A 21,016-nucleotide genomic window follows, 5' to 3' on the forward strand; every position below is an offset into this window, starting at 1 on the left:
GAAATCCCCCGGAGAGTCTGCCCGCAAGACTATCCCGCCTAAAGGAGCACCGCTATGCGCATATTGATGCTGACAGGGGGCCTGCTGACGCTGGCCGGTTGTGCCAATTTCGGAATGCCCGATCCCGACCCTTCGCAAGCCTGGATCGACCTTGATGCCCGGCAGCAGGACACGTCGTTGCAAGCGCTGAAGGTCGATAGCAGCGTGACCGACGACAAACGTTACTTCGAAGTGCAGCCAGGCAGCCATGAGTTGAAGGTGCGTTATCAGTTTCCGGTGGAGGCGACCAATATCGGTCCCGACGCTGAGCCGCTGTGGCGCGATTGCCAGTTGAGCGTGAAATTCAAGGACTTCAACGCCGGTCAGCGTTATCAGTTGCAGGCCGGCAGTATCGGCTTTCGACCATGGGCCAAGCTTTATGACGAGCAGCGCAAAGTGGTAGGTCAGGGCACACCGGCAGGCTGTCAGCGCACCTGATCGGCGCTATGCTGAGGATTCACATCTGTGGATATTCATCATGCGCCAGTTGCTGTTGTCGCTCGCTGCCGGTCTTTTGGCCGGTTGTCAGACGCCTTTGCCCCCGGCCGATCCGCACATGGCCTGGGTCGATTTTTCGACGCCGACACCCGGCGGTAAAGTGCTGATGGCCGAGCGTCTCGACAAACAGCGACTGAATGACGGGCGCTACTTTCAGGTCACCCCCGGCAGCCACGAATTACGCGTGCGGTTCGATTTCGAAGTGTTTGGTGGTGGCGGCAGCTTGATGAACGGCCCGGTGGAGCGGCTGTGCTATCTGTACATCCGCTATGACCATTTCGAGGCCGGGCAGCGTTATGTGCTGGAGGGGCGTTCGCTGGGGTTCACTCCGAGTGCCCGGCTGTACAACGCCAAGCGCGAAATCGTTGCCGAAGATCGTGACTACAACTGCATCATGTGAAATGTTTCAGCTGTCGTTTTTCTGGTAGATGATCGCTTTGGTGCCGTTCTCACATGAACCGACCACCATGGCGATGTCATGTTTCGCAGCTTCTTCCTTGGTTACGATTTCCAGTGTGTAGGACGGCACTGCTTTAGCCTGAATCTTGATTTCGATCTCTTTCTTGAGTTCTTCGCAGTCTTTGGGTGCCGCAATTACCGAGGTGGCCAGTGCACTGCAGAGAATCGCCAAGCCAATACGTTTCATGAGTGAAGCTCCCTGAGGCAGCGCGCACGGGGGTGCGCTGAAGCTGCTGTCATTGATTCGACCATACTTTTACAGCGAGGGTTCTGACTTCGCTCACAAGTTGTGCTGAAGGTTTCAAACCTTGGTTGATCTGCAGATGGCTATCGCGAGCAGGCTCACTCCTACAGGGGATCTTCGTCGCTCACAATAATTGTGTCCGCTGGAGATCAACTGTAGGAGTGAGCCTGCTCGCGATAGCGTCAGACCGGTCAGCGACAAATTAGCTGACCAGCGAAGCGTCTAGCGTAATCTTCGCATTAAGTACCTTGGACACCGGGCACCCTTCCTTGGCCTTGTTGCTCAGTTCTTCGAACTGCGCCTGCGTCGCCCCCGGAATTTTCGCCTTGAGGATCAGTTTCACCGCCGTGATCGCGAACCCGCCCTCTACCTGATCGAGGGTCACTTCAGCCTGAGTGTCGATGCTGTCGGCCTTCAGCCCCGCATCGCCCAGAATCATCGAAAACGCCATGGAAAAACAGCCGGCATGCGCGGCACCGATGAGTTCCTCCGGGTTGGTGCCCTTGCCACCCTCGAAGCGGGCCTTGAAGCCGTACGGTGCTTCTCTGAGGACACAGGTTTCAGTGGAGATCGAGCCAATACCGGTTTTCAGATCACCTGCCCAATGTGCGGATGCTTTCTTAACGATAGCCATGTCTGCCTCCTCAATATCTGGCGCGGAAACGCCGCGTCGTCGTGGTTTTTACTTGCAAGGCTTCTGAGGATAGACGCCGCAGCAAAGTTCAGCCCGGTTGAATCGTTGACTTTTTTAGTAGGAAATTTCGACTCGGCTATTGAAACTCGGGTATATGCCCTCATTGCACAAAACACGCTTATGAATTCGGCAGGTTTTCGTTCGCAAGAAAAACCTGCCTCCCCACTCGGAGACGCAGGTTTATGAAACAACTGTCCGACGTAAAATTTTCCACCCTCGATCTGGTACCGGTGCGCGAAAACGCCAGCCCGGCGCAATCGCTGCGCAACTCGCTGGATCTGGCGCAGCACGTCGAGAAATTCGGCTACACGCGGTTCTGGGTGGCCGAACACCACAACATGGATGGTATCGCCAGTTCCGCGACCTCGGTATTGCTGGGCTATCTGGCTGGTGGTACGTCGACCATTCGTGTCGGCTCCGGCGGCGTGATGCTGCCCAACCATGCGCCGCTGGTGATCGCCGAGCAGTTCGGCACACTGGAAAGCCTGTATCCGGGGCGTATCGACCTCGGTCTGGGCCGCGCGCCCGGTTCCGATCAGATGACTGCTCGAGCGCTGCGCCGTGAACGCTCCGGCAGCGCCGATGATTTCCCCGAAGACGTCGCCGAACTGGTGCGCTACCTCGGCCCGCGTACCCCGGATCAGCGCGTGATCGCCATGCCCGGCACCGGCACCAATGTGCCGATCTGGCTGCTCGGTTCCAGCCTGTTCAGTGCGCAACTGGCCGGTGAGCGCGGCTTGCCTTACGCCTTCGCCTCGCATTTCGCCCCACGTTTCATGCACGAGGCGATCCGCGTTTATCGCAATCACTTCAAGCCGTCGGCGGTGCTCGACAAGCCGTACGTAATGCTCGGCGTGCCGCTGGTGGCGGCGGACACCGATGAGCAAGCCGATTACCTGGCGACCTCGGTGTACCAGCGCATTCTGGCGCTGATGCGTGGGCAGAGTCTGGTGCAGCGTCCGCCGGTGAAAACCATGGATGGCTTGTGGTTGCCCCATGAGCGTGAGGCGGTGGGGGATTTCCTTGGGCTGGCGATGGTGGGTGGCCCGCAGAAGATCCGCGCGAAGCTGGAGGTGCTGATTGAGCAGACCCAGGCGGATGAGCTGATTTTTACCAGTGATCTCTACGAACACGCTGATCGTGTGCATTCCTACGAGTTGTTGGCGCAGGTGATGAAGGGCTGAAAGGCCAAAAAACACCCTCACCCTAGCCCTCTCCCGGAGGGAGAGGGGACTGACCGAGGTGTTCTTGCGCCCAACATCGACCTGAAAACTCCAGTCGTACTCAGGTTCTGAACAACCCCCGATCTGCTCCCTTTCCCCCTCGCCCCCCTGGGGGAGAGGGCTGGGGTGAGGGGGATCAATCTCAAACACACCACAAAACTTTCAGACACAAAAAAGCCGACGCCTTCACGTCGGCTTTTGCATTTCAGGCGCAATCAACCGCGCTTGTAGACGATTTCCTTGGTGCCAGCTTCGCAGGCGCCAACGACGTCGCCACCAGCGGCTGCGCCCTTGTCGACAATCTCCAGCGAATACCCGGAAACGCCCTTGGCATCCAGCTTCGCCGCAATCTCGCTTTTCAGCTCTTCACATGGCTTGCCGGCAGCAAACGCACCACCCGCAAGGCTCAACAAACCTACTGCCAACATGAACTTCTTCATCGGTCGCACTCCCTGGTCGGATTAAAAGAGGCGGGCATCGAGTCGTTCACTCGATGCAGCCACCCTGTAGCGCTTTGCCATTCCTATGGCACTCGGCCAGCGCGCAAGTTCAGAAGACTAGACCAAACTCAGCTGCTGGCAATCCTGAAGCCGACTTTCAGCGTCACCTGAAAGTGCGCAGCCTTGCCGTCCTTGATGTGGCCGCGGGTATCGACCACTTCAAACCACTCAAGATGCTTGATGCTCTTGTTGGCTTCGGCCAGCGCGTTGTTGATGGCGTCTTCGATGCTGCTGGCGGACGAACCGACCAGCTCGACTTTCTTGTACGTGTGATGGTCACTCATGGCGATCTCCTTGGCGTGTGGAATTGAGACTAGCAGTGAATCTGCACTGTTGATTTCGGTGGCTGTGCGCGGACGAAGTTCAGATTTTCTGCACTTTCTCAAACCGCTGAAGTCCCAACCAACACACGCCACTCATCACCAATGCAGGAGAGCCACCATGGCCAATACCTCTTTACGTAAAGCCTCGTTGCAAAGCATGGAAGCCGAGATCGAGAGTCTGCTCAAATCGTTGGAAAGCTTGAAGGACGACGCTTCGGACGAGTCGCGCAAGACCCTCAAGGCGCTGAAAAGCAATGCCGAAAGTGCGCTGAAACATTCACGTCACTTGCTCAGCGATGCCTATGAAGAAGTCAAAGTGAAAACCCGCGAAACCGGGATCGCCACCCGTGATTACGCCCAGGAACATCCGTGGACGACGGCCGGTGTGGCAGTCGGTGCGATCGGTCTGCTCGCGGCTTACTTGCTGTTCAAGCGCGGCGAGTGATCGCTCTGGCGCAGCTCGTTCTTGAGCCATTGCGCCAGTTGCCGGGCGCGCCCGTCTGCGGCGCGCTTGGGTAGCCACAACGCCAGTTGCGCCGGGGTTTCACAGAAGCCCCACGGCGCAACCAGGCGACCGGCCTTCAAATCTTCCGTCACCAGCGGCTCCGGCGCGATGGCCACGCCGAGGCCAGCAACGGCTGCTTCCAGCAAATAATATAAATGCTCAAAACCTTGCCCGAGCTTCAACGCTTTTGCGTCGAGGTCGCTTTGCTGTGCCCAGCTTGGCCAGGCTTGTGGGCGCGAGGTGGTGTGCAGCAGCGGTTCATTGAGCAGTGCCGAGGCTGGCGCGGCTTGCAGGCGCTGATAGCCACTGAACAGGGGGCTCATCACTGGGCCGATGCGTTCTGCGGCCAATTCGTAAACCTGCATGTCTGCCGGCCAAGGTGGCTCGGCGAATAGCAGCAAGGCATCCAATCCTGGACGACGGGGGTCAAGATCGCCTTCTCCCGCCGACAGGTGCAGACGCAAATCCGGCAGATCAGCATTCAATCGCCCCAAGCGCGGAATGAACCAGCGTGCCAGCAGACTTCCGGAGCAACCCAGGACGAACGGCGCATCGGCGGTGCTCTGCGTGAGTTCAGCACAAACACTGCGCAACCGGTCAAACGCCTCACCGCTGGCATCGCGTAAACGCATGCCGGCATCTGTGAGTTTCAAGCCGCGTCCGTCCTTGACGAACAGACTGACGCCGAGATGTTCTTCAAGCGCTTTGAGCTGGCGACTGACCGCGCCATGGGTGACGTGCAGCTGTTCGGCGGCCTGACTGACGCTGTTCAATCGGGCCGTGGCTTCGAACGCACGCAAGGCGTTCAGCGGAGGAAGATCGTGGCTCATGGTATCTGTGAGTTTTCCTGACAGGTTGTGGCGATCTTATCGGTTTTCAGCTTAGAAGGTCAGGGGTAGAGTGGTCGTCATTGTCTCTTGACCCGAATTCACCTGGAGCGACTCATGACCCAGACTTCGAACACCTCTGATCTGCGTAACGGCCCGGACGATAACGGCCTGTTCGGCTCCTTCGGTGGCCGCTACGTGGCGGAAACCCTGATGCCGTTGATCCTCGATCTGGCCCGTGAATACGAAGCGGCCAAGGAAGATCCGGCATTCAAAGAAGAATTGGCCTACTTCCAGCGCGATTATGTCGGACGTCCGAGCCCACTGTATTTCGCCGAACGCCTGACCGAGTTCTGCGGCGGCGCCAAGATTTATCTCAAGCGCGAAGAGCTGAACCACACCGGCGCGCACAAGATCAACAACTGCATCGGCCAGATCCTGCTGGCGCGGCGCATGGGCAAGAAACGCATCATCGCCGAGACCGGCGCCGGCATGCACGGCGTTGCCACTGCCACCGTCGCCGCACGTTTCGGTCTGGATTGCGTGATCTACATGGGCACCACTGACATCGAACGTCAGCAGGCCAACGTCTTCCGCATGAAGCTGCTCGGCGCTGAAGTGATTCCGGTCGTGGCCGGCACCGGCACCCTGAAAGACGCGATGAACGAAGCGCTGCGTGACTGGGTGACCAACGTCGACAGCACCTTCTACCTGATCGGCACCGTGGCCGGGCCGCACCCTTATCCAGCAATGGTTCGCGACTTCCAGGCCGTCATCGGCAAGGAAACCCGCGATCAGTTGCAGGCTCAGGAAGGCCGTTTGCCGGACAGCCTGGTGGCGTGCATCGGTGGCGGTTCCAACGCCATGGGCCTGTTTCACCCGTTCCTCGATGACAAGAGCGTCGAGATCATCGGCGTTGAAGCGGCCGGTTACGGCATCGAAACCGGCAAGCACGCGGCGAGCCTGAATGGCGGCGTTCCGGGTGTGCTGCACGGCAACCGTACTTTCCTGCTGCAGGACGACGATGGCCAGATCATCGACGCCCACTCGATTTCCGCCGGCCTCGACTATCCAGGCATCGGCCCGGAACACGCGTGGTTGCATGACATCGGCCGTGTTCAGTACACCTCGGTGACTGACGACGAAGCTCTGGATGCGTTCCACAAATGCTGCCGCCTGGAGGGGATTATTCCTGCCCTGGAAAGCGCCCACGCCCTGGCTGAAGTGTTCAAACGTGCGCCGAAGCTGCCGAAGGATCACCTGATGGTGGTCAACCTGTCGGGCCGTGGCGACAAAGACATGCAGACCGTCATGCACCATATGGAACAGTCGAAGCAGGAGAAACACTGATGAGCCGCCTGCAAACACGTTTTGCCGACCTCAAAGAACAGAACCGCGCGGCGCTGGTGACCTTCGTCACCGCCGGTGATCCGGACTACGACACCTCGCTGGCGATCCTCAAAGGCTTGCCGGGCGCGGGCGCCGATGTGATCGAACTGGGCATGCCGTTTACCGACCCGATGGCCGACGGCCCGGCGATTCAACTGGCGAACATCCGCGCCTTGGGCGCCAAGCAGAACCTGGCGAAAACCCTGCAAATGGTTCGCGAGTTCCGTGAAGGCAACAGCGATACGCCGCTGGTGCTGATGGGCTACTTCAACCCGATCCACATGTATGGCGTCGAGCGCTTCATCGCTGATGCGAAAGAGGCCGGTGTCGATGGTCTGATCGTGGTCGACATGCCGCCTGAGCACAACGCTGAGCTGTGCGATCCGGCACAGGCTGCCGGTCTGGACTTTATCCGTCTGACCACTCCGACCACTGACGATGCGCGCCTGCCGAAAGTGCTCAATGGCAGCTCCGGTTTTGTTTACTACGTGTCGGTCGCCGGTGTGACCGGTGCTGGCGCCGCAACGCTGGAACATGTCGAAGAGGCGGTCACTCGTCTGCGTCGTCATACCGATCTGCCGATCAGCATCGGTTTCGGCATCCGTACCCCGGAGCAAGCGGCGTCCATCGCGCGTCTGGCCGACGGCGTTGTGGTGGGCTCGGCGTTGATCGATCACATCGCCAATGCGATCACGCCTGCTCAAGCCGTCGACGGCGTATTGGGCTTGTGCTCGGCACTGTCGGAAGGCGTGCGTAAGGCCCGCGTCAGTTGAAGGTAAAGTTCCTGATACAGAGGAATTAGCGCTTCGCGGCACAGACTAAATGAGCAAGACCGAGGGCTTCAGAACATCGTTCTGAAGCCCTTTTTGCTGTTTGTGCCGTGAGGAAATACCCGATGAAAATGCCGAAACGTCTGATGGCCGGACTGGGTGTGCTGATGATCAGCGCGACGCCGCTGCTGGCCAGCGCTGATCAGCGCGACGATCACGACCACGGCGGCCCGCAGCAGGGCCATTACGATAACCGTGGCGACAATCACGGTGATGATCACCGTGGTCCGCAAAATGATCATCGAGGTGGCCCGCCACCGCGCGACTTTGGTCCGGTGCGTCAGACCATTCGTGACAACCATGGCTACTTTGTACGCGGTGCACCGCCGCCTCCGGGGATTCATCTGGAGCGTGGTCGACCGTTGCCGCATGGGTATTACGGTGAGCGTCTGGACGGTCGCGCGTTGGGTCGTTTGCCGGTGTATCCGGGTTATGAATGGCGTCGGGCGGGGGGCGATATTGTGCTGATCGCGGTGGGCAGCGGGATCGTTTACGAAATTCTCGATGGCGTTTTGTATTGATCCGCAGGCAATAAAAAAGACCGCAGCCAATGGCTGCGGTCTTTTTTTCAGGGCAGCTCCAGCCCGCCGGAGGCCTTGTGCAGTTTGCGCAGATGCGCGCCAATCTGCTTCACGTTCTCCTCGCTGGCGGCAATCTCGGCAGCGCGCTTGGGCTCCAGCAACTTACGCACTTCGGCGTCGAGATCGCCCGACAATGCGAGCAACTTTTTCTGCCGCTGACTGCTTTCTGCTTCCAGTCGAGTGAACTCGGTCGGCTGCGGCAATCCGTAACCCTTGGCGTCGAGCAATTCCGCCGGACGGCTAAGGAATCCGCTATTGGCGAGAATCTCCTGCAAGGTCGCGTTGGCCTTGTCCATGCCGCCGTTTTCCAGCTCGCGCGCACCGAGGTAACGCTGCTTGACCTCATCCTGAGCCAGCAGCAACTGGCGTCGATAACTGGCCTGCTCCAACAGCAGCAGGGCGGCGCTGGTGCGCAAGTCGGCGCGTTCGAACCACTCACGGCGCTCTTCGGCAGTGAGTGAAAGCCATTCCTCAACGGTGGTCTGTTTGATCGGCAACTGCTTCTTCAATACATCAAACATCGCCTGATAGCGATCGCGGAACGAGTCGAAGCGATAACCCAGACGCAACGCTTCTTTCGGATCATCCAGCACGCTGGTGTCCGCCAGACCACGGCCCTTCATCACTTCCAGCAAGCCGTTGGGCATGATGCTGTCGAGGCCGACGAACTGTGTGTTGTTGCTGCCGCTGCGCAACAGTTTCAGGCCTTCCACGGCGCAATTGTTCGACAGGAAGAAGTAGTTGCCGTCATAGCTCCAGTGCATTTCGGCGGCGTGTTCGACCACGCCTTCGATCTCGTCGCGGGACAGGTTCAGTGGCACCGACGCAAGGCTGCGCAGTTCGGTCTTGGTGTATTCGTCGATGACCTGCGCCAGCGGCAACACGAATAGACGCGATGGGTATTTGCCGACCAGTCCGTCCCAGCTCGACAGCTGTACATCACCGACAAAGGCGCGGTAGGACAACACCAGATGCTGGTCCAGATCGAGTCGGCAATCCGGCCCGCGCGGGCGGCCCGGTGCGCAGATCACTAGGCGCAACATGCTGTGGCCCCAGCGGCTGACCCAGTTCTGATTGGCTTCGGCCAGCAGATAATCGACGGCATAGACCCGTTCTGGATCAACTTGCCCCAATGGCTGTTTGGCGAAGTCGTTGCCGGCATTGAGGAACGAGAAGGTTTTGCTGCAGGCGTCCTTGGCTGGCGGTGCCCAGCCGAAGTGTTGCTGGTAATAGCGATACAGCGCCGGGCGGCGGCAGGCGTAGCTCGGGTCGACGAGGAAATACTCCATGTTGACCGCGACGAACTCCTTGGGGCTGGAGATTTCGTACAGGTCCGGACTGCGGGCGATCTGCCGATTGTGTTGTTCGCGCTCACCCCGACGGCCGACATATTGCTGCCAACCGGCGAGGTCGAGCAGGCGCGGGTCATCGCTGAGGGTGAAGCGCCGGCCGTTCTGGCCGCGACACTCGTCGGGAATGCCGATCAGCCCGGCGCTGTTGAACCGTCGAGTGCAGCGCTGGATAAGCGTGCGTTCGGCATCCGGCCATAAGCGGGCGCGGTCATAAATATGGGTAATTTCGTGCAGCACCGTGGCGAGCAGTTCCTGGCGCACAGTGCCGTGAGGGCGATTGGTTTTTTCTTTGGCCGCGCTGCCGTCGGTGAGGCTTGCGAGCAGTTTGCGGTTCAGGTCGAGTTCGGAAACCAGCGTGGCCTGGCCATAGGCATTGCCGGGCATGTCATCGGTCCAGCCGACATCGATGCGCCGATCCAGCCGCTCGATAAAACTCGGCGGCAGCTTTTGCATCGCCTCATCGATCAGCGCCTGGCTGGCCTGTTGTTGGGCGGGGCTCAGACCGTCGGTCTTGAGCCGCAATTGCAGGCCGGCGTGGGCGCTGTTGCCAAGCAGCAACAACGCCCCGGCCAGTAGCCAGGTGCCGAGTGACTTCACAGTGCGAGGATGGCTTCGGCGAGAACCTGATCACTGGCGTCACGCGCTTCCGGCACACGAGTGCGCAGGGTGTTCAGCGCTGCTTCCAGATGCGCGCCGCGGATATCGCCGTTGGTGGCGACGAAGCTGGCAGCGTCATCGTGCGCTTCGCGGATAATTTTCGAGTCGCGAATGGACGTGGTGGTGTCGGAAGTGAAATCGATGGTGCGCTGGGAGGCACGAACGATGATGTTACTGGTGGCTACCAGGGTGTGCGCCTGGGCCACGTCGGCCAACAAAAACAGGCCAAGGGCGGCAGCAATCAGCGGGCTACGCATGGAACGACTCCGGAGGGGCAAGGATAACTGGGGTACAGGATAACTATTGGACGAGAATTGCCTCTGCCAGTTCAAGATCGCTGACATGAAGTTTCGGCCGGGTTTTGCGCAAGTAATGCAGCGCAGATTCCAGACGAGCACCTCGCCATTCACCGTCACTGGCAACAAACGCGGCCGCGTCATCGTGAGCGGCGAGCAGTAGTTTACGGTCGAACGGTGCGGAAGACACCATGCTGGTGGCGTAACCACTGACGACGGTGCCTTGGGTCGACGCATTGAAAGCATCAAAGGCATTGACCGGCGTCGCCCAGCAGGCGGAGAACAATACGGAGGGAATCAGTAGATTTGGAAGAAAGCGCATCGGACTCGGTAATTTTTGGTGAGCCCAAAGGCTAGCGCAATGCCCGGGCCAGAGCCAGCGCCGAAACATCGGGACACGTTGCGCGTGTCCCGCAATGCCTGGAATCGCTTAGATCGTCAGGATGGCTTGGGCCAGCTGTGCGTCGGTCGCGTTCAGTTGAGGCGCCTGGTGACGGATGTGATCCAGTGCGCTTTCCAGTTTCACCCCACGGATTTCGCCTTCGCTGGCCACGAAGCTGGCAGCGTCGTCACGGGCGGCAAGGACGATTTTGTCGTCACGGAAGGACGAGGTGACGTCGGAAGTTGCGTCGGACGAGGACTTTAGTGCGCCGACAACGGCGTCGGTGGTGACGATAAAGCTGGTGGCGCTGGCGTTGGCAGCCACGGCCAGCAGGGCGGCGGCACTGAGCAGACGAAGACGGGACATGATGTAACTCCTGTGGATAAACCGTAGAGAGAGGTGGCTCGGTATCTGAGGAGTCAGACGCCAGTGACACAACATTCGCCACGTTCTGTGTGGATATTAGGCGCAGAACCCGATACCTAACCAGCATCCAGACGAAAAACTGTAGGAGCTGCCGAAGGCTGCGATCTTTTGCTTTGGATTTTCAAGATCAAAAGATCGCAGCCTTCGGCAGCTCCTACAATTGTAATGGTCTTATTTCGAATGATGTGAACTGTACTGGTATGGCTTTTTAAGAGCCCAAAACGACAAAACCCGTCGCGGTTTCCCACGACGGGTTTTGTTTGTTCAATTCGGGTTGCTGGCGGTGGGTCTAACGACCAGAGCCAGCGACGCTACTTAGCGCCAGAACGGCTTGCTCAGCTCTTCGTAGCGTTGTGCTTCGCTGATACCGGCGTCAGCCAGCAGACGCGAATCCAGACGAGCCAGTTGATGGCGGCTGGAGATGCGGCGCTGCCACAACATCAGGTTGGCGATAACGCGCAGAGGCAGGGAAGCCTGGGTGTTTACAGCTTTGTCTTCGAAGAACAGTTCGGAACTGAGTGTACGTTCCATGGTTGACATCCTTCCGCTTGTGGCGGGATCAGGTAGTGGTTTGACTGGTGCCCATGATCCTCTCGTTTGCCTAGTCTCTCTAGATACAGTTCAACTGTATTGTGAGTGACCAGTTAACTGTTTATAGGGGGTGTACGGGTCAAAATCGAGCAAACTGTACCTGTCTGCACTTAAGTGGTGCGTTTTTGCTTGATTCGAGGAAAAAGGTAGGCAAATGCTGTAGGAAAAGACCAGTACAGCAGTACAGTTTTTGTCAGTCTTGAGGATTGCAACAATCCGCTGACGCAAACTGTGTTTGCGCCAACGGTTTATTTGTGTGAATTACACCGCCAGCATGCGCCCGGTTTCTTCCAGGTTCATGTGCCAGCTCAACGCTTCACGCAGGATGTGCGGGGTGTGACCACCGATGGCACAGGCCTTCGTGAAGTAATCATTCAGCGCCTGACGGTAGTCCGGATGCACACAGTTATCGATGATCACCCGTGCACGCTCCCGTGGCGCCAGGCCGCGCAAGTCAGCCAGACCCACTTCGGTCACCAGAATGTCGACGTCATGCTCGGTGTGGTCTACGTGGCTGACCATCGGCACTACGCTGGAAATCGCGCCACCCTTGGCGATCGACTTGGTCACGAACACCGCCAGATGCGCATTGCGCGCGAAATCGCCAGAACCGCCGATGCCATTCATCATCCGCGTGCCACAGACGTGCGTGGAGTTGACGTTGCCGTAGATGTCGAACTCCAGCGCCGTGTTGATGCCGATGATGCCCAAGCGACGAACCACTTCCGGGTGGTTGGAGATCTCCTGCGGACGCAGCACCAGTTTGTCCTTGTACTTCTCCAGATTGCCGAACACGTCACTGTTGCGGCGCTCCGACAAGGTGATCGAGCTGCCCGAAGCAAAACTCAGCTTGCCGGCGTCGATCAGGTCGAAGGTCGAGTCCTGCAGTACTTCCGAGTACATGGTCAGGTCTTCGAACGGCGAATCGATCAGGCCGCACATCACCGCGTTGGCAATGTTGCCGATCCCCGCCTGCAACGGGCCGAGCTTGTTGGTCATGCGCCCGGCGTCGACTTCCTGCTTGAAGAAGGTGATCAGGTGCTCGGCGATGGCGTTGGTATCGACGTCCGGTGTTGACACGGTGGACGGCGAATCCGCCTGCTGGGTGATGACAATGGCGACAATTTTCTCCGGAGGAATCGGAATCGCCGTGCTGCCGATGCGGTCGTCGACTTTTACCAGCGGAATCGGCGTGCGCGTCGGACGGTACGTCGGGATATAGATGTCGTGCAGGCCTTCGAGGTTGGCGTTGTGCGCCAGGTTGATCTCGACGATCACCTGTTTGGCGAAAATCGCGAAGCTCGCCGAGTTGCCCACCGAGGTGGTCGGCACGATATGGCCCTGTTCGGTGATGGCCACGGCTTCGATGACCGCGATGTCCGGCAGCTTCAGTTGCTGGTTGCGCAGTTGTTCAACGGTTTCCGACAGGTGCTGGTCGATGAACATCACCTGGCCGGCATTGATTGCCTTGCGCAAGGTGCTGTCGACCTGGAACGGCATGCGGCGCGACAGTACGCCGGCTTCGGTCAGTTGCTTGTCGAGGTCGTTGCCCAGGCTGGCGCCGGTCATCAGGCTGATCTTCAGCGGCGTGACCTTGGCGCGCTCGGCCAGTGCGTGAGGAACGGCTTTGGCTTCGCCGGCACGGGTGAAACCGCTCATGCCGACGGTCATGCCGTCCTCAATCAGAGCGGCTGCGTCGGCGGCGCTCATCACTTTATCCAACAACGAAGGCAGACGAATACGGTCACGGTACATGGATTATTATCTCGGGAAGCGAGTAGCAGGATGCGCAGTCTAGTGAATTTGACGGGCGCCTGTCCCGCTACCAAGGTCGCAAACGAGGCGTCTATTTAGCGGGTTTCAAGTAAAACACCGTTACTGGATCTGCAACAACGCGGCAAATTGTCCGACGTTTTGCGCAAACAAAAACGCCCCGACGAGTCGGGGCGTTCGGTATTGCAGCGGGGGTATTACTCGACCGCTTTAACCATGTCTTCGATGACTTTTTTCGCGTCGCCGAAGACCATCATGGTCTTGTCCAGGTAGAACAGTTCGTTGTCCAGACCGGCATAGCCGCTGGCCATCGAGCGTTTGTTAACGATGATGGTTTTGGCCTTGAACGCTTCGAGAATAGGCATGCCGGCAATCGGCGATTTCGGATCGTTCTTCGCGGCCGGGTTGACCACGTCGTTCGCGCCGAGCACCAACACCACGTCGGCCTGGCCGAACTCGGAGTTGATGTCTTCCATCTCGAACACCTGATCGTAAGGCACTTCGGCCTCGGCGAGCAGAACGTTCATGTGCCCCGGCATACGGCCGGCAACCGGGTGGATCGCATACTTCACGGTCACGCCACGGTGGGTCAGCTTCTCGGTCAATTCCTTCAGCGCGTGCTGTGCACGTGCAACCGCCAAGCCGTAGCCCGGGACGATGATCACGGTGTCGGCGTTGGTCAGCAGGAAGGTTGCGTCGTCAGCCGAACCGGATTTCACCGGACGTGCTTCTTTCGCACCGGCAGGACCTGCATCGGCCGTATTGCCGAAACCACCGAGCAGTACATTAAAGAAGGAACGGTTCATCGCCTTGCACATGATGTACGAGAGGATCGCACCGCTCGAACCCACCAGGGAACCGGCAATGATCAGCATCGAGTTGTTCAGCGAGAAACCGATACCTGCCGCCGCCCAGCCGGAATAGCTGTTGAGCATCGACACCACCACCGGCATGTCTGCACCGCCAATCGGGATGATGATCAGCACACCCATCACGAACGCCAGCGCCAGCATCAGCGCGAACGCAGTGAGGTTGCCGGTGAACATGAAGGTCAGGCCGAGAGCCAGCGTCGCCAGACCCAGCACTGCGTTGAGCTTGTGCTGCCCGGCGAACTGTACCGGTGCGCCCTGGAACAGGCGGAACTTGTACTTGCCCGATAGCTTGCCGAACGCAATCACCGAACCGGAGAAGGTGATTGCACCGATGGCCGCGCCGAGGAACAGCTCCAGACGGTTGCCCGCCGGAATCGAGTCGCCCAGCTGTTTAACGATACCCAGCGATTGCGGCTCAACCACCGCGGCGATGGCAATGAACACTGCGGCGAGGCCGATCATGCTGTGCATGAAAGCGACCAGTTCCGGCATCTTGGTCATTTCAACGCGCTTGGCCATGATCGAACCAGCGGTGCCGCCGACCAGCAGGCCAACGATGACGTAACCGATACCGGCAGTCGCCAGTTCAGCACCGAGCTTATAGATGAGGCCAACGGTAGTCAGAATGGCCAAGGCCATGCCGAGCATGCCGAACAGGTTGCCGCGCCGCGATGTAGTCGGGTGCGACAGGCCTTTGAGGGCCTGGATAAAGCAGATCGACGCGATCAGGTAGAGCGTCGTGACGAGATTCATGCTCATTACTTCGGCGCCTCTTCTTTTACTTTCGGGGCTTTCTTCTTGAACATCTCAAGCATGCGGCGGGTGACCAGGAAGCCACCGAACACGTTGACCGCCGCCAGTGCCACCGCGAGGGTACCCATGGTTTTGCCCAGCGGCGTGACAGTCAGTGCAGCAGCGAGCATGGCGCCGACGATCACGATCGCCGAAATGGCGTTGGTGACCGCCATCAATGGCGTGTGCAGCGCAGGTGTAACGTTCCAGACCACGTGGTAACCGACATAAATCGCCAGCACGAAGATGATCAGGTTGTAGATACCGGGGGAGATAAGCTCTTCCATCGTCTGAATCCCTGCTTAGGCGTTTTTGCGGATGACTTGGCCGTCGCGGCACATCAGGCACGCGGCGACGATGTCGTCTTCGAGGTTGACGTCGAACTGGCCTTCTTTGGTGAAGACCAGCTTGAGGAAGTCCAGCAGGTTGCGCGCGTACAGTGCCGAGGCGTCTGCAGCGACTTCACCGGCCAGATTGGTTGGGCCGCAAATGGTCACGCCATTTTCGACCACGACCTGATCGGCCACGGTCAACGGGCAGTTGCCGCCCTGAGCCGCCGCGAGATCGATGACCACCGAACCCGGTTTCATCTGCGCCACGGTTTCCGCGCTCAACAGCGTCGGCGCCTTGCGGCCCGGAATCAGTGCGGTGGTGATGACGATATCAGCCTGCTTGGCGCGCTCGTGCACAGCCTGCGCCTGACGCTGCATCCAGCTCGCCGGCATTGGCCGGGCGTAACCGCCGACACCGACGGCGCATTCGCGCTCTTCATCGGTCTCGTAAGGCACGTCGACGAACTTCGCACCGAGGGATTCGATCTGCTCTTTTACCGCCGGACGCACGTCTGACGCTTCGATCACCGCACCCAGACGTTTCGCCGTGGCGATCGCCTGCAACCCGGCCACACCGGCGCCGAGAATCAGCACACGCGCCGCTTTCACGGTACCCGCGGCGGTCATCAGCATCGGCATGAAGCGTGGATAGTGATGAGCGGCCAGCAACACAGCCTTGTAGCCGGCAATGTTCGCCTGCGACGACAACACATCGAGACTCTGCGCGCGCGAGGTGCGCGGCGCCGCTTCGAGGGCGAACGCGGTAATGCCGCACTCGGCCATCTTCGCGATGGTTTCGTTGTTGAACGGGTTGAGCATGCCCACCAGCACCGTACCGCGCTTGATCCGCGTCAGTTCGGCATCGCTGGGGGCGACCACTTTGAGAATCAGCTCGGCGCCAAACGCGTCATTGGCACTGCCAATGGTTGCGCCTGCCGCTTCATAGGCACTGTCGACCACACTGGCTTTTACGCCGGCGCCGGTTTGCACAGTGACCTTATGACCTTGGCTGATCAGCTTTTTAATGGTTTCCGGGGTTGCAGCAACCCGTGTTTCACCGGTCTGGGTTTCGAGAGGAACACCAATGTGCACGTCAAATCTCCTGCGTGATCTTATTGAGTAAACCCATGCACTACGGATGGTGCGACTGGGGCGGCCGATCAGCACGATCCCGCCAAATCAGGGCGGGGCGCGGCATTTTGCAGGCGAACTTTATGCCCTTCAAGGGATTATGACGGGTGACGGAAAATTAACTACAAGTCATGCCGTGACCGAATGTCGCAGATGGCCAGCTGAATCCCTTGCAGGCCGTGCCTTGCAAGGATTCTGGCTGAATATTGAAAAATTTCTCATCGGTGGCGTGAATAGGCAGTAATGAGTCGCCGATGAAGGCTCAAAGCCACGTCGTCAGGCGCTTGTGGGACGTCTGTACGACTTTCGGATACAGTCGGTTAAATTGCGACAAATACTTATATCTGTAGGGCTTTTATTTTCCTGACTACGGGGTTAGTTATCGCTGCAAGCCTTTATCCTTCTAGGCTGTAGCTCTGTGCCTGAGTTACCAGCCAGTCACGAAATGCCTTTAATGACGCTGACTCGACCTTTCGCTCAGGAATCATCAGGTAATAGGCCTTGATGCTAGAGAGTGCCTGCGGGTTGGCAATCACCAAGCGTTTCTCGGCCAGTTCGCGTTGAATCAGGAATGGTGGAATCAGCGCAATGCCCATGTCGTGCATGGCGGCCTGAGCGAGCATGGAGAATAGCTCGTAGCGCGGACCTGTCATGTCGCGGGGGATATTCAGGTGTTGTGAGTTGAACCACTGACGCCAGGCATAGGGGCGGGTGGTCTGCTGCAACAACGGTAGCTCGGCGATTGCCTCGGCTGTCAGATGCGTCTTGTCACCGAGTAGGGCAGGGCTGCACACAGGCATCGGATTCTCGCCCATCAGTCTGTGGGATTCGGTACCGGACCAGTCGGCATCGCCGAAGTAGATCGCGGCATCGAATTCGGTATCGGCAAACAGGAAAGGTCGGGTGCGGTTGGTCAGGTTGACCGTGACTTCCGGGTGCTTGAGCTGGAAATCCTTAAGGCGCGGCAGAAGCCATTGGGTGCCGAAGGTTGGCACTACCGCCAATTCGATCACGTTGGTGCCTTGCTGGCCCATCACTGAGAGGGTGTCGCGCTCAACCGCATCGAGTTGCGTGGCGACCCGGCGACTGTAGGAAAGTCCTGCCTCGGTCAGTTTCACCCCGCGTCGCGAGCGTCGGAACAGTTCCACGCTGAGGAACTCCTCAAGGCTGGCGATCTGTCGGCAAATGGCGCCTTGGGTGAGGGAAAGTTCTTCAGCGGCTCGGGTAAAGCTCTCGTGCCGTGCTGCGGCTTCGAAACTGATCAGGGCCGTGGTGCTGGGAATCTTCCTGCGCATGTACGTCAACCTCACTAATGCGCCGCATAAAAGGCATTTCGCGACGTTTCGGAGTGAGAAATTAGCACAACAGAATGCGAAATCCTCGTTTGCCGCGACGGCGAACCACGCCTACGATCAATGCCACGTTAATTCACCCGATTTGCGAGGACACACTCATGGGCGGTAAAGCTAGCTTCAACTGGATCGATCCCCTGCTGCTGGATCAACAGCTCACCGAAGAAGAGCGCATGATCCGCGACACCGCCGAGCAGTTCGCTCAACAGAGCCTCGCACCGCGTGTTCTCGAAGCTTTCCGTCATGAGAAGACTGACCCGGCGATCTTCCGCGAAATGGGCGAAGTCGGCCTGCTGGGCGCGACCATCCCCGAGCAGTACGGTGGCAGCGGCCTCAACTATGTCAGCTACGGGCTGATTGCTCGCGAAGTGGAGCGTGTCGACTCTGGCTACCGCTCGATGATGAGCGTGCAGTCGTCGCTGGTAATGGTGCCGATCAACGAATTCGGCACTGAAGCGCAGAAACAGAAGTACTTGCCGAAGCTGGCTTCCGGCGAGTGGATCGGTTGCTTCGGCCTGACCGAGCCAAACCACGGTTCTGACCCGGGCGCGATGATCACCCGGGCGCGCAAAGTAGACGGCGGCTATAGCCTGACCGGCGCGAAGATGTGGATTACCAACAGCCCGATCGCCGATGTGTTCGTGGTTTGGGCCAAAGACGATGCTGGCGATATCCGTGGTTTCGTCCTGGAAAAAGGCTGGAAAGGCCTGAGCGCTCCGGCGATTCACGGCAAGGTCGGCCTGCGTGCGTCGATCACTGGTGAGATCGTCATGGACAACGTGTTCGTGCCGGAAGAGAACATCTTCCCGGACGTGCGTGGCTTGAAAGGCCCGTTCACCTGCCTTAACTCCGCACGTTACGGCATCTCCTGGGGCGCACTGGGTGCTGCCGAGTTCTGCTGGCACACCGCGCGTCAGTACACGCTGGATCGCCAGCAGTTCGGTCGTCCATTGGCAGCCACTCAGCTGATCCAGAAGAAGCTGGCTGACATGCAGACCGAGATCACGTTGGCCCTTCAGGGCTGCCTGCGTCTGGGCCGTATGAAGGACGAAGGTACTGCGGCGGTCGAGATTACTTCGATCATGAAGCGCAACTCCTGCGGCAAGTCGCTGGACATCGCCCGTATGGCTCGCGACATGTTGGGCGGGAATGGTATCTCCGATGAGTTCGGCGTGGCCCGTCATCTGGTCAACCTGGAAGTGGTGAATACCTATGAAGGGACTCACGACGTTCACGCGCTGATCCTGGGTCGTGCGCAAACCGGTCTGCAAGCGTTCTATTAATAGGAGAGCGACCATGGGCGCGCTGTCGCATCTGCGGGTACTGGATTTATCGCGAGTGTTGGCCGGGCCGTGGGCCGGGCAGATCCTCGCCGACCTTGGCGCCGAGGTGATCAAGGTAGAGCGCCCGGGCAATGGTGACGATACGCGAGCCTGGGGACCGCCGTTCCTTAAAGATGCGTATGGCGAGAATACGTCGGAGGCGGCCTATTACCTGTCGGCCAACCGCAACAAGCAATCAGTGACCATCGACTTCACCCGCCCCGAGGGCCAAAGGTTGGTGCGGGAGCTGGCGGCGAAGTCGGACATCCTTATAGAGAATTTCAAGGTCGGCGGTCTGGCGGCTTATGGGCTGGACTATGAATCGTTGAAGGCGATCAATCCGAACCTGATCTATTGCTCGATTACAGGGTTCGGCCAGACCGGGCCATATGCCAAGCGCGCCGGCTACGACTTCATGATCCAGGGGCTGGGCGGGCTGATGAGTCTGACCGGCAGGCCTGAGGGTGATGAGGGCGCTGGCCCGGTAAAGGTTGGGGTAGCGTTGACGGATATCCTCACCGGCCTGTATTCGACCGTGGCCATATTGGCGGCGTTGGCCCATCGCGATCACGACGGTGGTGGTCAGCACATTGATATGGCATTGCTGGATGTCCAGGTGGCATGTCTGGCTAACCAAGCGATGAATTATCTGACCACGGGCAATGCGCCGAAGCGTTTGGGCAATGCGCATCCGAACATCGTGCCCTATCAGGACTTTCCTACGGCTGACGGTGATTTCATTCTTACCGTGGGCAATGACGGGCAGTTCCGCAAGTTTGCCGAAGTAGCGGGGCAGGCGCAGTGGGCAGACGATCCGCGCTTCGTTACTAATAAGCAGCGAGTGGCCAATCGGGCGGTTTTGATTCCGCTGATTCGCCAGGCGACAGTGTTCAAGACGACTGCCGAGTGGGTTGCCGAGCTGGAGCAGGCGGGGGTTCCATGTGGGCCGATCAACGATCTGTCGCAGGTGTTTGAGGATCCGCAGGTAAAAGCGCGTGGCCTGGCGATAGAGTTGCCGCATGCGTTGGCGGGGATGGTGCCCCAAGTGGCTAGCCCGATTCGCCTGTCGCAGACACCGGTTGAATATCGCCGGGCGCCTCCTTTATTGGGTGAGCATACATTGGAGGTTCTGCAGAGTGTGCTGGGCCTGGGTGCGGGTGCGGTGGCTGAGTTGAAGGCGGCTGGGGTTCTCTGACGATCCCTTCTATATAGGAGGGATCGCTATATAGTGGAATTCTTGGTTGTTTTTTAACCAATCTGCAAGTGATTGAAAGAAAGCCGAAATTAACGGTTGACGGCAGATTTCAGATGTCTATAATTCGCCCCACTTCCGGCGCAGTCGAAACGGAAAACTCCTTGAAATTCAATGAGTTATGTAGGTTTCGGCAGCAGGTTGCTTCAGTTCATCGAAGCCGAAAGGAAGTTGAAAAAGAGGTCTTGACAGCAGCGTGTAACGCTGTAGAATTCGCCTCCCGCTGACGAGAGATCGGAAGCGCAAGTGGTTGAAGTTGTTGAAGTTGTTGAAGTTGTTGAAGAATTCTTCGAAAACTTCTGAAAATAATCACTTGACAGCAAATGAGGCTGCTGTAGAATGCGCGCCTCGGTTGAGATGAAAGATCTTAACCA

General features: G+C 58.6%; 24 protein-coding genes. 9 read left to right on the forward strand and 15 right to left on the reverse strand.

Features of this window, described 5'->3' with window-relative positions:
* Positions 1 to 54 precede the first annotated feature (54 nt).
* Both QOM10_RS00495 and QOM10_RS00500 read left to right on the forward strand, forming a co-directional pair.
* Positions 55 to 477, forward strand: coding sequence for a hypothetical protein (locus QOM10_RS00495; RefSeq protein ID WP_095113091.1), 423 nt, complete (start codon positions 55 to 57; stop codon positions 475 to 477).
* 40 nt (positions 478 to 517) lie between these two features.
* On the forward strand, positions 518 to 937 hold the full coding sequence (locus tag QOM10_RS00500; RefSeq protein ID WP_316917395.1) for a hypothetical protein: 420 nt from the start codon (positions 518 to 520) through the stop codon (positions 935 to 937).
* 6 nt (positions 938 to 943) lie between these two features.
* Here QOM10_RS00500 and QOM10_RS00505 read toward each other — a convergent pair whose 3' ends face one another.
* Together QOM10_RS00505 and QOM10_RS00510 are read right to left on the reverse strand one after the other, a co-directional pair.
* Positions 944 to 1,183 (reverse strand): DUF1161 domain-containing protein, encoded by a 240-nt coding sequence (locus tag QOM10_RS00505; protein WP_007911697.1) that lies wholly within the window; start codon positions 1,181 to 1,183, stop codon positions 944 to 946.
* Positions 1,184 to 1,442: 259 nt separating this feature from the next.
* Positions 1,443 to 1,874 carry an OsmC family protein gene (locus QOM10_RS00510; protein WP_316917396.1) on the reverse strand — a complete coding sequence of 144 codons (432 nt, stop codon included), beginning with the start codon at positions 1,872 to 1,874 and terminating at the stop codon, positions 1,443 to 1,445.
* A 242-nt stretch (positions 1,875 to 2,116) separates the two neighbouring features.
* Between QOM10_RS00510 and QOM10_RS00515 the strand changes: the two genes are divergently transcribed.
* Positions 2,117 to 3,118, forward strand: a complete 1,002-nt coding sequence (locus QOM10_RS00515; protein ID WP_150776273.1) for an LLM class flavin-dependent oxidoreductase — start codon at positions 2,117 to 2,119, stop codon at positions 3,116 to 3,118.
* 254 nt (positions 3,119 to 3,372) lie between these two features.
* Here the strand turns inward: QOM10_RS00515 and QOM10_RS00520 are convergent, their stop codons facing one another.
* Both QOM10_RS00520 and QOM10_RS00525 read right to left on the reverse strand, forming a co-directional pair.
* Positions 3,373 to 3,597 (reverse strand): DUF1161 domain-containing protein, encoded by a 225-nt coding sequence (locus QOM10_RS00520; protein ID WP_316917397.1) that lies wholly within the window; start codon positions 3,595 to 3,597, stop codon positions 3,373 to 3,375.
* A 128-nt stretch (positions 3,598 to 3,725) separates the two neighbouring features.
* Positions 3,726 to 3,941 carry a dodecin gene (locus tag QOM10_RS00525; protein WP_007911688.1) on the reverse strand — a complete coding sequence of 72 codons (216 nt, stop codon included), beginning with the start codon at positions 3,939 to 3,941 and terminating at the stop codon, positions 3,726 to 3,728.
* A gap of 157 nt (positions 3,942 to 4,098) precedes the next feature.
* Here QOM10_RS00525 and QOM10_RS00530 point away from each other — a divergent pair, with 157 nt between their 5' ends.
* Positions 4,099 to 4,425, forward strand: coding sequence for a YqjD family protein (locus QOM10_RS00530; protein ID WP_007911686.1), 327 nt, complete (start codon positions 4,099 to 4,101; stop codon positions 4,423 to 4,425).
* Here QOM10_RS00530 and QOM10_RS00535 read toward each other — a convergent pair.
* Positions 4,398 to 5,315, reverse strand: a complete 918-nt coding sequence (locus QOM10_RS00535) for a LysR family transcriptional regulator (protein WP_316917398.1) — start codon at positions 5,313 to 5,315, stop codon at positions 4,398 to 4,400. The genes QOM10_RS00530 and QOM10_RS00535 overlap by 28 nt on opposite strands.
* 114 nt (positions 5,316 to 5,429) lie before the next feature.
* Between QOM10_RS00535 and trpB the strand changes: the two genes are divergently transcribed.
* The 3 genes from trpB (at position 5,430) to QOM10_RS00550 (ending at position 8,052) form a co-directional block, all read left to right on the forward strand.
* Positions 5,430 to 6,662 carry a tryptophan synthase subunit beta gene (trpB, locus tag QOM10_RS00540; RefSeq protein ID WP_110718260.1) on the forward strand — a complete coding sequence of 411 codons (1,233 nt, stop codon included), beginning with the start codon at positions 5,430 to 5,432 and terminating at the stop codon, positions 6,660 to 6,662.
* Positions 6,662 to 7,474, forward strand: a complete 813-nt coding sequence (gene trpA, locus QOM10_RS00545) for a tryptophan synthase subunit alpha (RefSeq protein WP_316917399.1) — start codon at positions 6,662 to 6,664, stop codon at positions 7,472 to 7,474. Before trpB ends, trpA begins: the two co-directional genes overlap by 1 nt.
* A gap of 122 nt (positions 7,475 to 7,596) precedes the next feature.
* The gene (locus QOM10_RS00550; RefSeq protein ID WP_150749958.1) at positions 7,597 to 8,052 is read left to right on the forward strand and encodes an anti-virulence regulator CigR family protein; all 456 of its coding nucleotides are present in this window, start codon (positions 7,597 to 7,599) and stop codon (positions 8,050 to 8,052) included.
* A gap of 47 nt (positions 8,053 to 8,099) precedes the next feature.
* On the opposite strand, the gene QOM10_RS00555 is transcribed toward QOM10_RS00550, so the two are convergent.
* The 10 genes from QOM10_RS00555 to QOM10_RS00600 all read right to left on the reverse strand — a co-directional run bounded on the left by QOM10_RS00555 (position 8,100) and on the right by QOM10_RS00600 (position 18,011).
* On the reverse strand, positions 8,100 to 10,061 hold the full coding sequence (locus QOM10_RS00555) for a DUF4105 domain-containing protein (RefSeq protein ID WP_316917400.1): 1,962 nt from the start codon (positions 10,059 to 10,061) through the stop codon (positions 8,100 to 8,102).
* Positions 10,058 to 10,378, reverse strand: coding sequence for a DUF2388 domain-containing protein (locus QOM10_RS00560; RefSeq protein WP_007911662.1), 321 nt, complete (start codon positions 10,376 to 10,378; stop codon positions 10,058 to 10,060). The genes QOM10_RS00555 and QOM10_RS00560 overlap by 4 nt, the downstream gene beginning before the upstream one ends.
* A 43-nt stretch (positions 10,379 to 10,421) precedes the next feature.
* Entirely contained in the window at positions 10,422 to 10,739 is a 318-nt protein-coding gene (locus tag QOM10_RS00565) for a DUF2388 domain-containing protein (RefSeq protein WP_127925348.1), read from the reverse strand.
* Between the two features lie 108 nt (positions 10,740 to 10,847).
* Entirely contained in the window at positions 10,848 to 11,165 is a 318-nt protein-coding gene (locus QOM10_RS00570) for a DUF2388 domain-containing protein (RefSeq protein ID WP_007953908.1), read from the reverse strand.
* Positions 11,166 to 11,540: 375 nt separating this feature from the next.
* On the reverse strand, positions 11,541 to 11,756 hold the full coding sequence (locus QOM10_RS00575; RefSeq protein WP_007911656.1) for a DUF1127 domain-containing protein: 216 nt from the start codon (positions 11,754 to 11,756) through the stop codon (positions 11,541 to 11,543).
* Between the two features lie 321 nt (positions 11,757 to 12,077).
* The gene (locus tag QOM10_RS00580; protein ID WP_316917401.1) at positions 12,078 to 13,571 is read right to left on the reverse strand and encodes an acetyl-CoA hydrolase/transferase family protein; all 1,494 of its coding nucleotides are present in this window, start codon (positions 13,569 to 13,571) and stop codon (positions 12,078 to 12,080) included.
* Positions 13,572 to 13,786: 215 nt separating this feature from the next.
* Positions 13,787 to 15,220, reverse strand: a complete 1,434-nt coding sequence (locus QOM10_RS00585) for an NAD(P)(+) transhydrogenase (Re/Si-specific) subunit beta (RefSeq protein WP_007911651.1) — start codon at positions 15,218 to 15,220, stop codon at positions 13,787 to 13,789.
* The gene (locus QOM10_RS00590; RefSeq protein ID WP_003187417.1) at positions 15,220 to 15,540 is read right to left on the reverse strand and encodes an NAD(P) transhydrogenase subunit alpha; all 321 of its coding nucleotides are present in this window, start codon (positions 15,538 to 15,540) and stop codon (positions 15,220 to 15,222) included. Before QOM10_RS00590 ends, QOM10_RS00585 begins: the two co-directional genes overlap by 1 nt.
* A 15-nt stretch (positions 15,541 to 15,555) precedes the next feature.
* Positions 15,556 to 16,677 (reverse strand): Re/Si-specific NAD(P)(+) transhydrogenase subunit alpha, encoded by a 1,122-nt coding sequence (locus QOM10_RS00595; RefSeq protein WP_160037691.1) that lies wholly within the window; start codon positions 16,675 to 16,677, stop codon positions 15,556 to 15,558.
* Between the two features lie 434 nt (positions 16,678 to 17,111).
* A complete protein-coding gene (locus tag QOM10_RS00600; protein WP_150749960.1) occupies positions 17,112 to 18,011 on the reverse strand; it encodes a LysR family transcriptional regulator in 900 nt (299 codons plus the stop codon).
* A gap of 158 nt (positions 18,012 to 18,169) precedes the next feature.
* On the opposite strand from QOM10_RS00600, the gene QOM10_RS00605 reads away from it, so the two are divergent.
* The gene (locus QOM10_RS00605; protein WP_007953903.1) at positions 18,170 to 19,351 is read left to right on the forward strand and encodes an acyl-CoA dehydrogenase; all 1,182 of its coding nucleotides are present in this window, start codon (positions 18,170 to 18,172) and stop codon (positions 19,349 to 19,351) included.
* 13 nt (positions 19,352 to 19,364) lie between these two features.
* Positions 19,365 to 20,585 (forward strand): CaiB/BaiF CoA transferase family protein, encoded by a 1,221-nt coding sequence (locus tag QOM10_RS00610; RefSeq protein ID WP_150749961.1) that lies wholly within the window; start codon positions 19,365 to 19,367, stop codon positions 20,583 to 20,585.
* The last annotated feature ends 431 nt before the right edge of the window (positions 20,586 to 21,016 follow it).

It is taken from the genome of Pseudomonas sp. P108, from assembly GCF_032613195.1.
Classification (GTDB): domain Bacteria; phylum Pseudomonadota; class Gammaproteobacteria; order Pseudomonadales; family Pseudomonadaceae; genus Aquipseudomonas.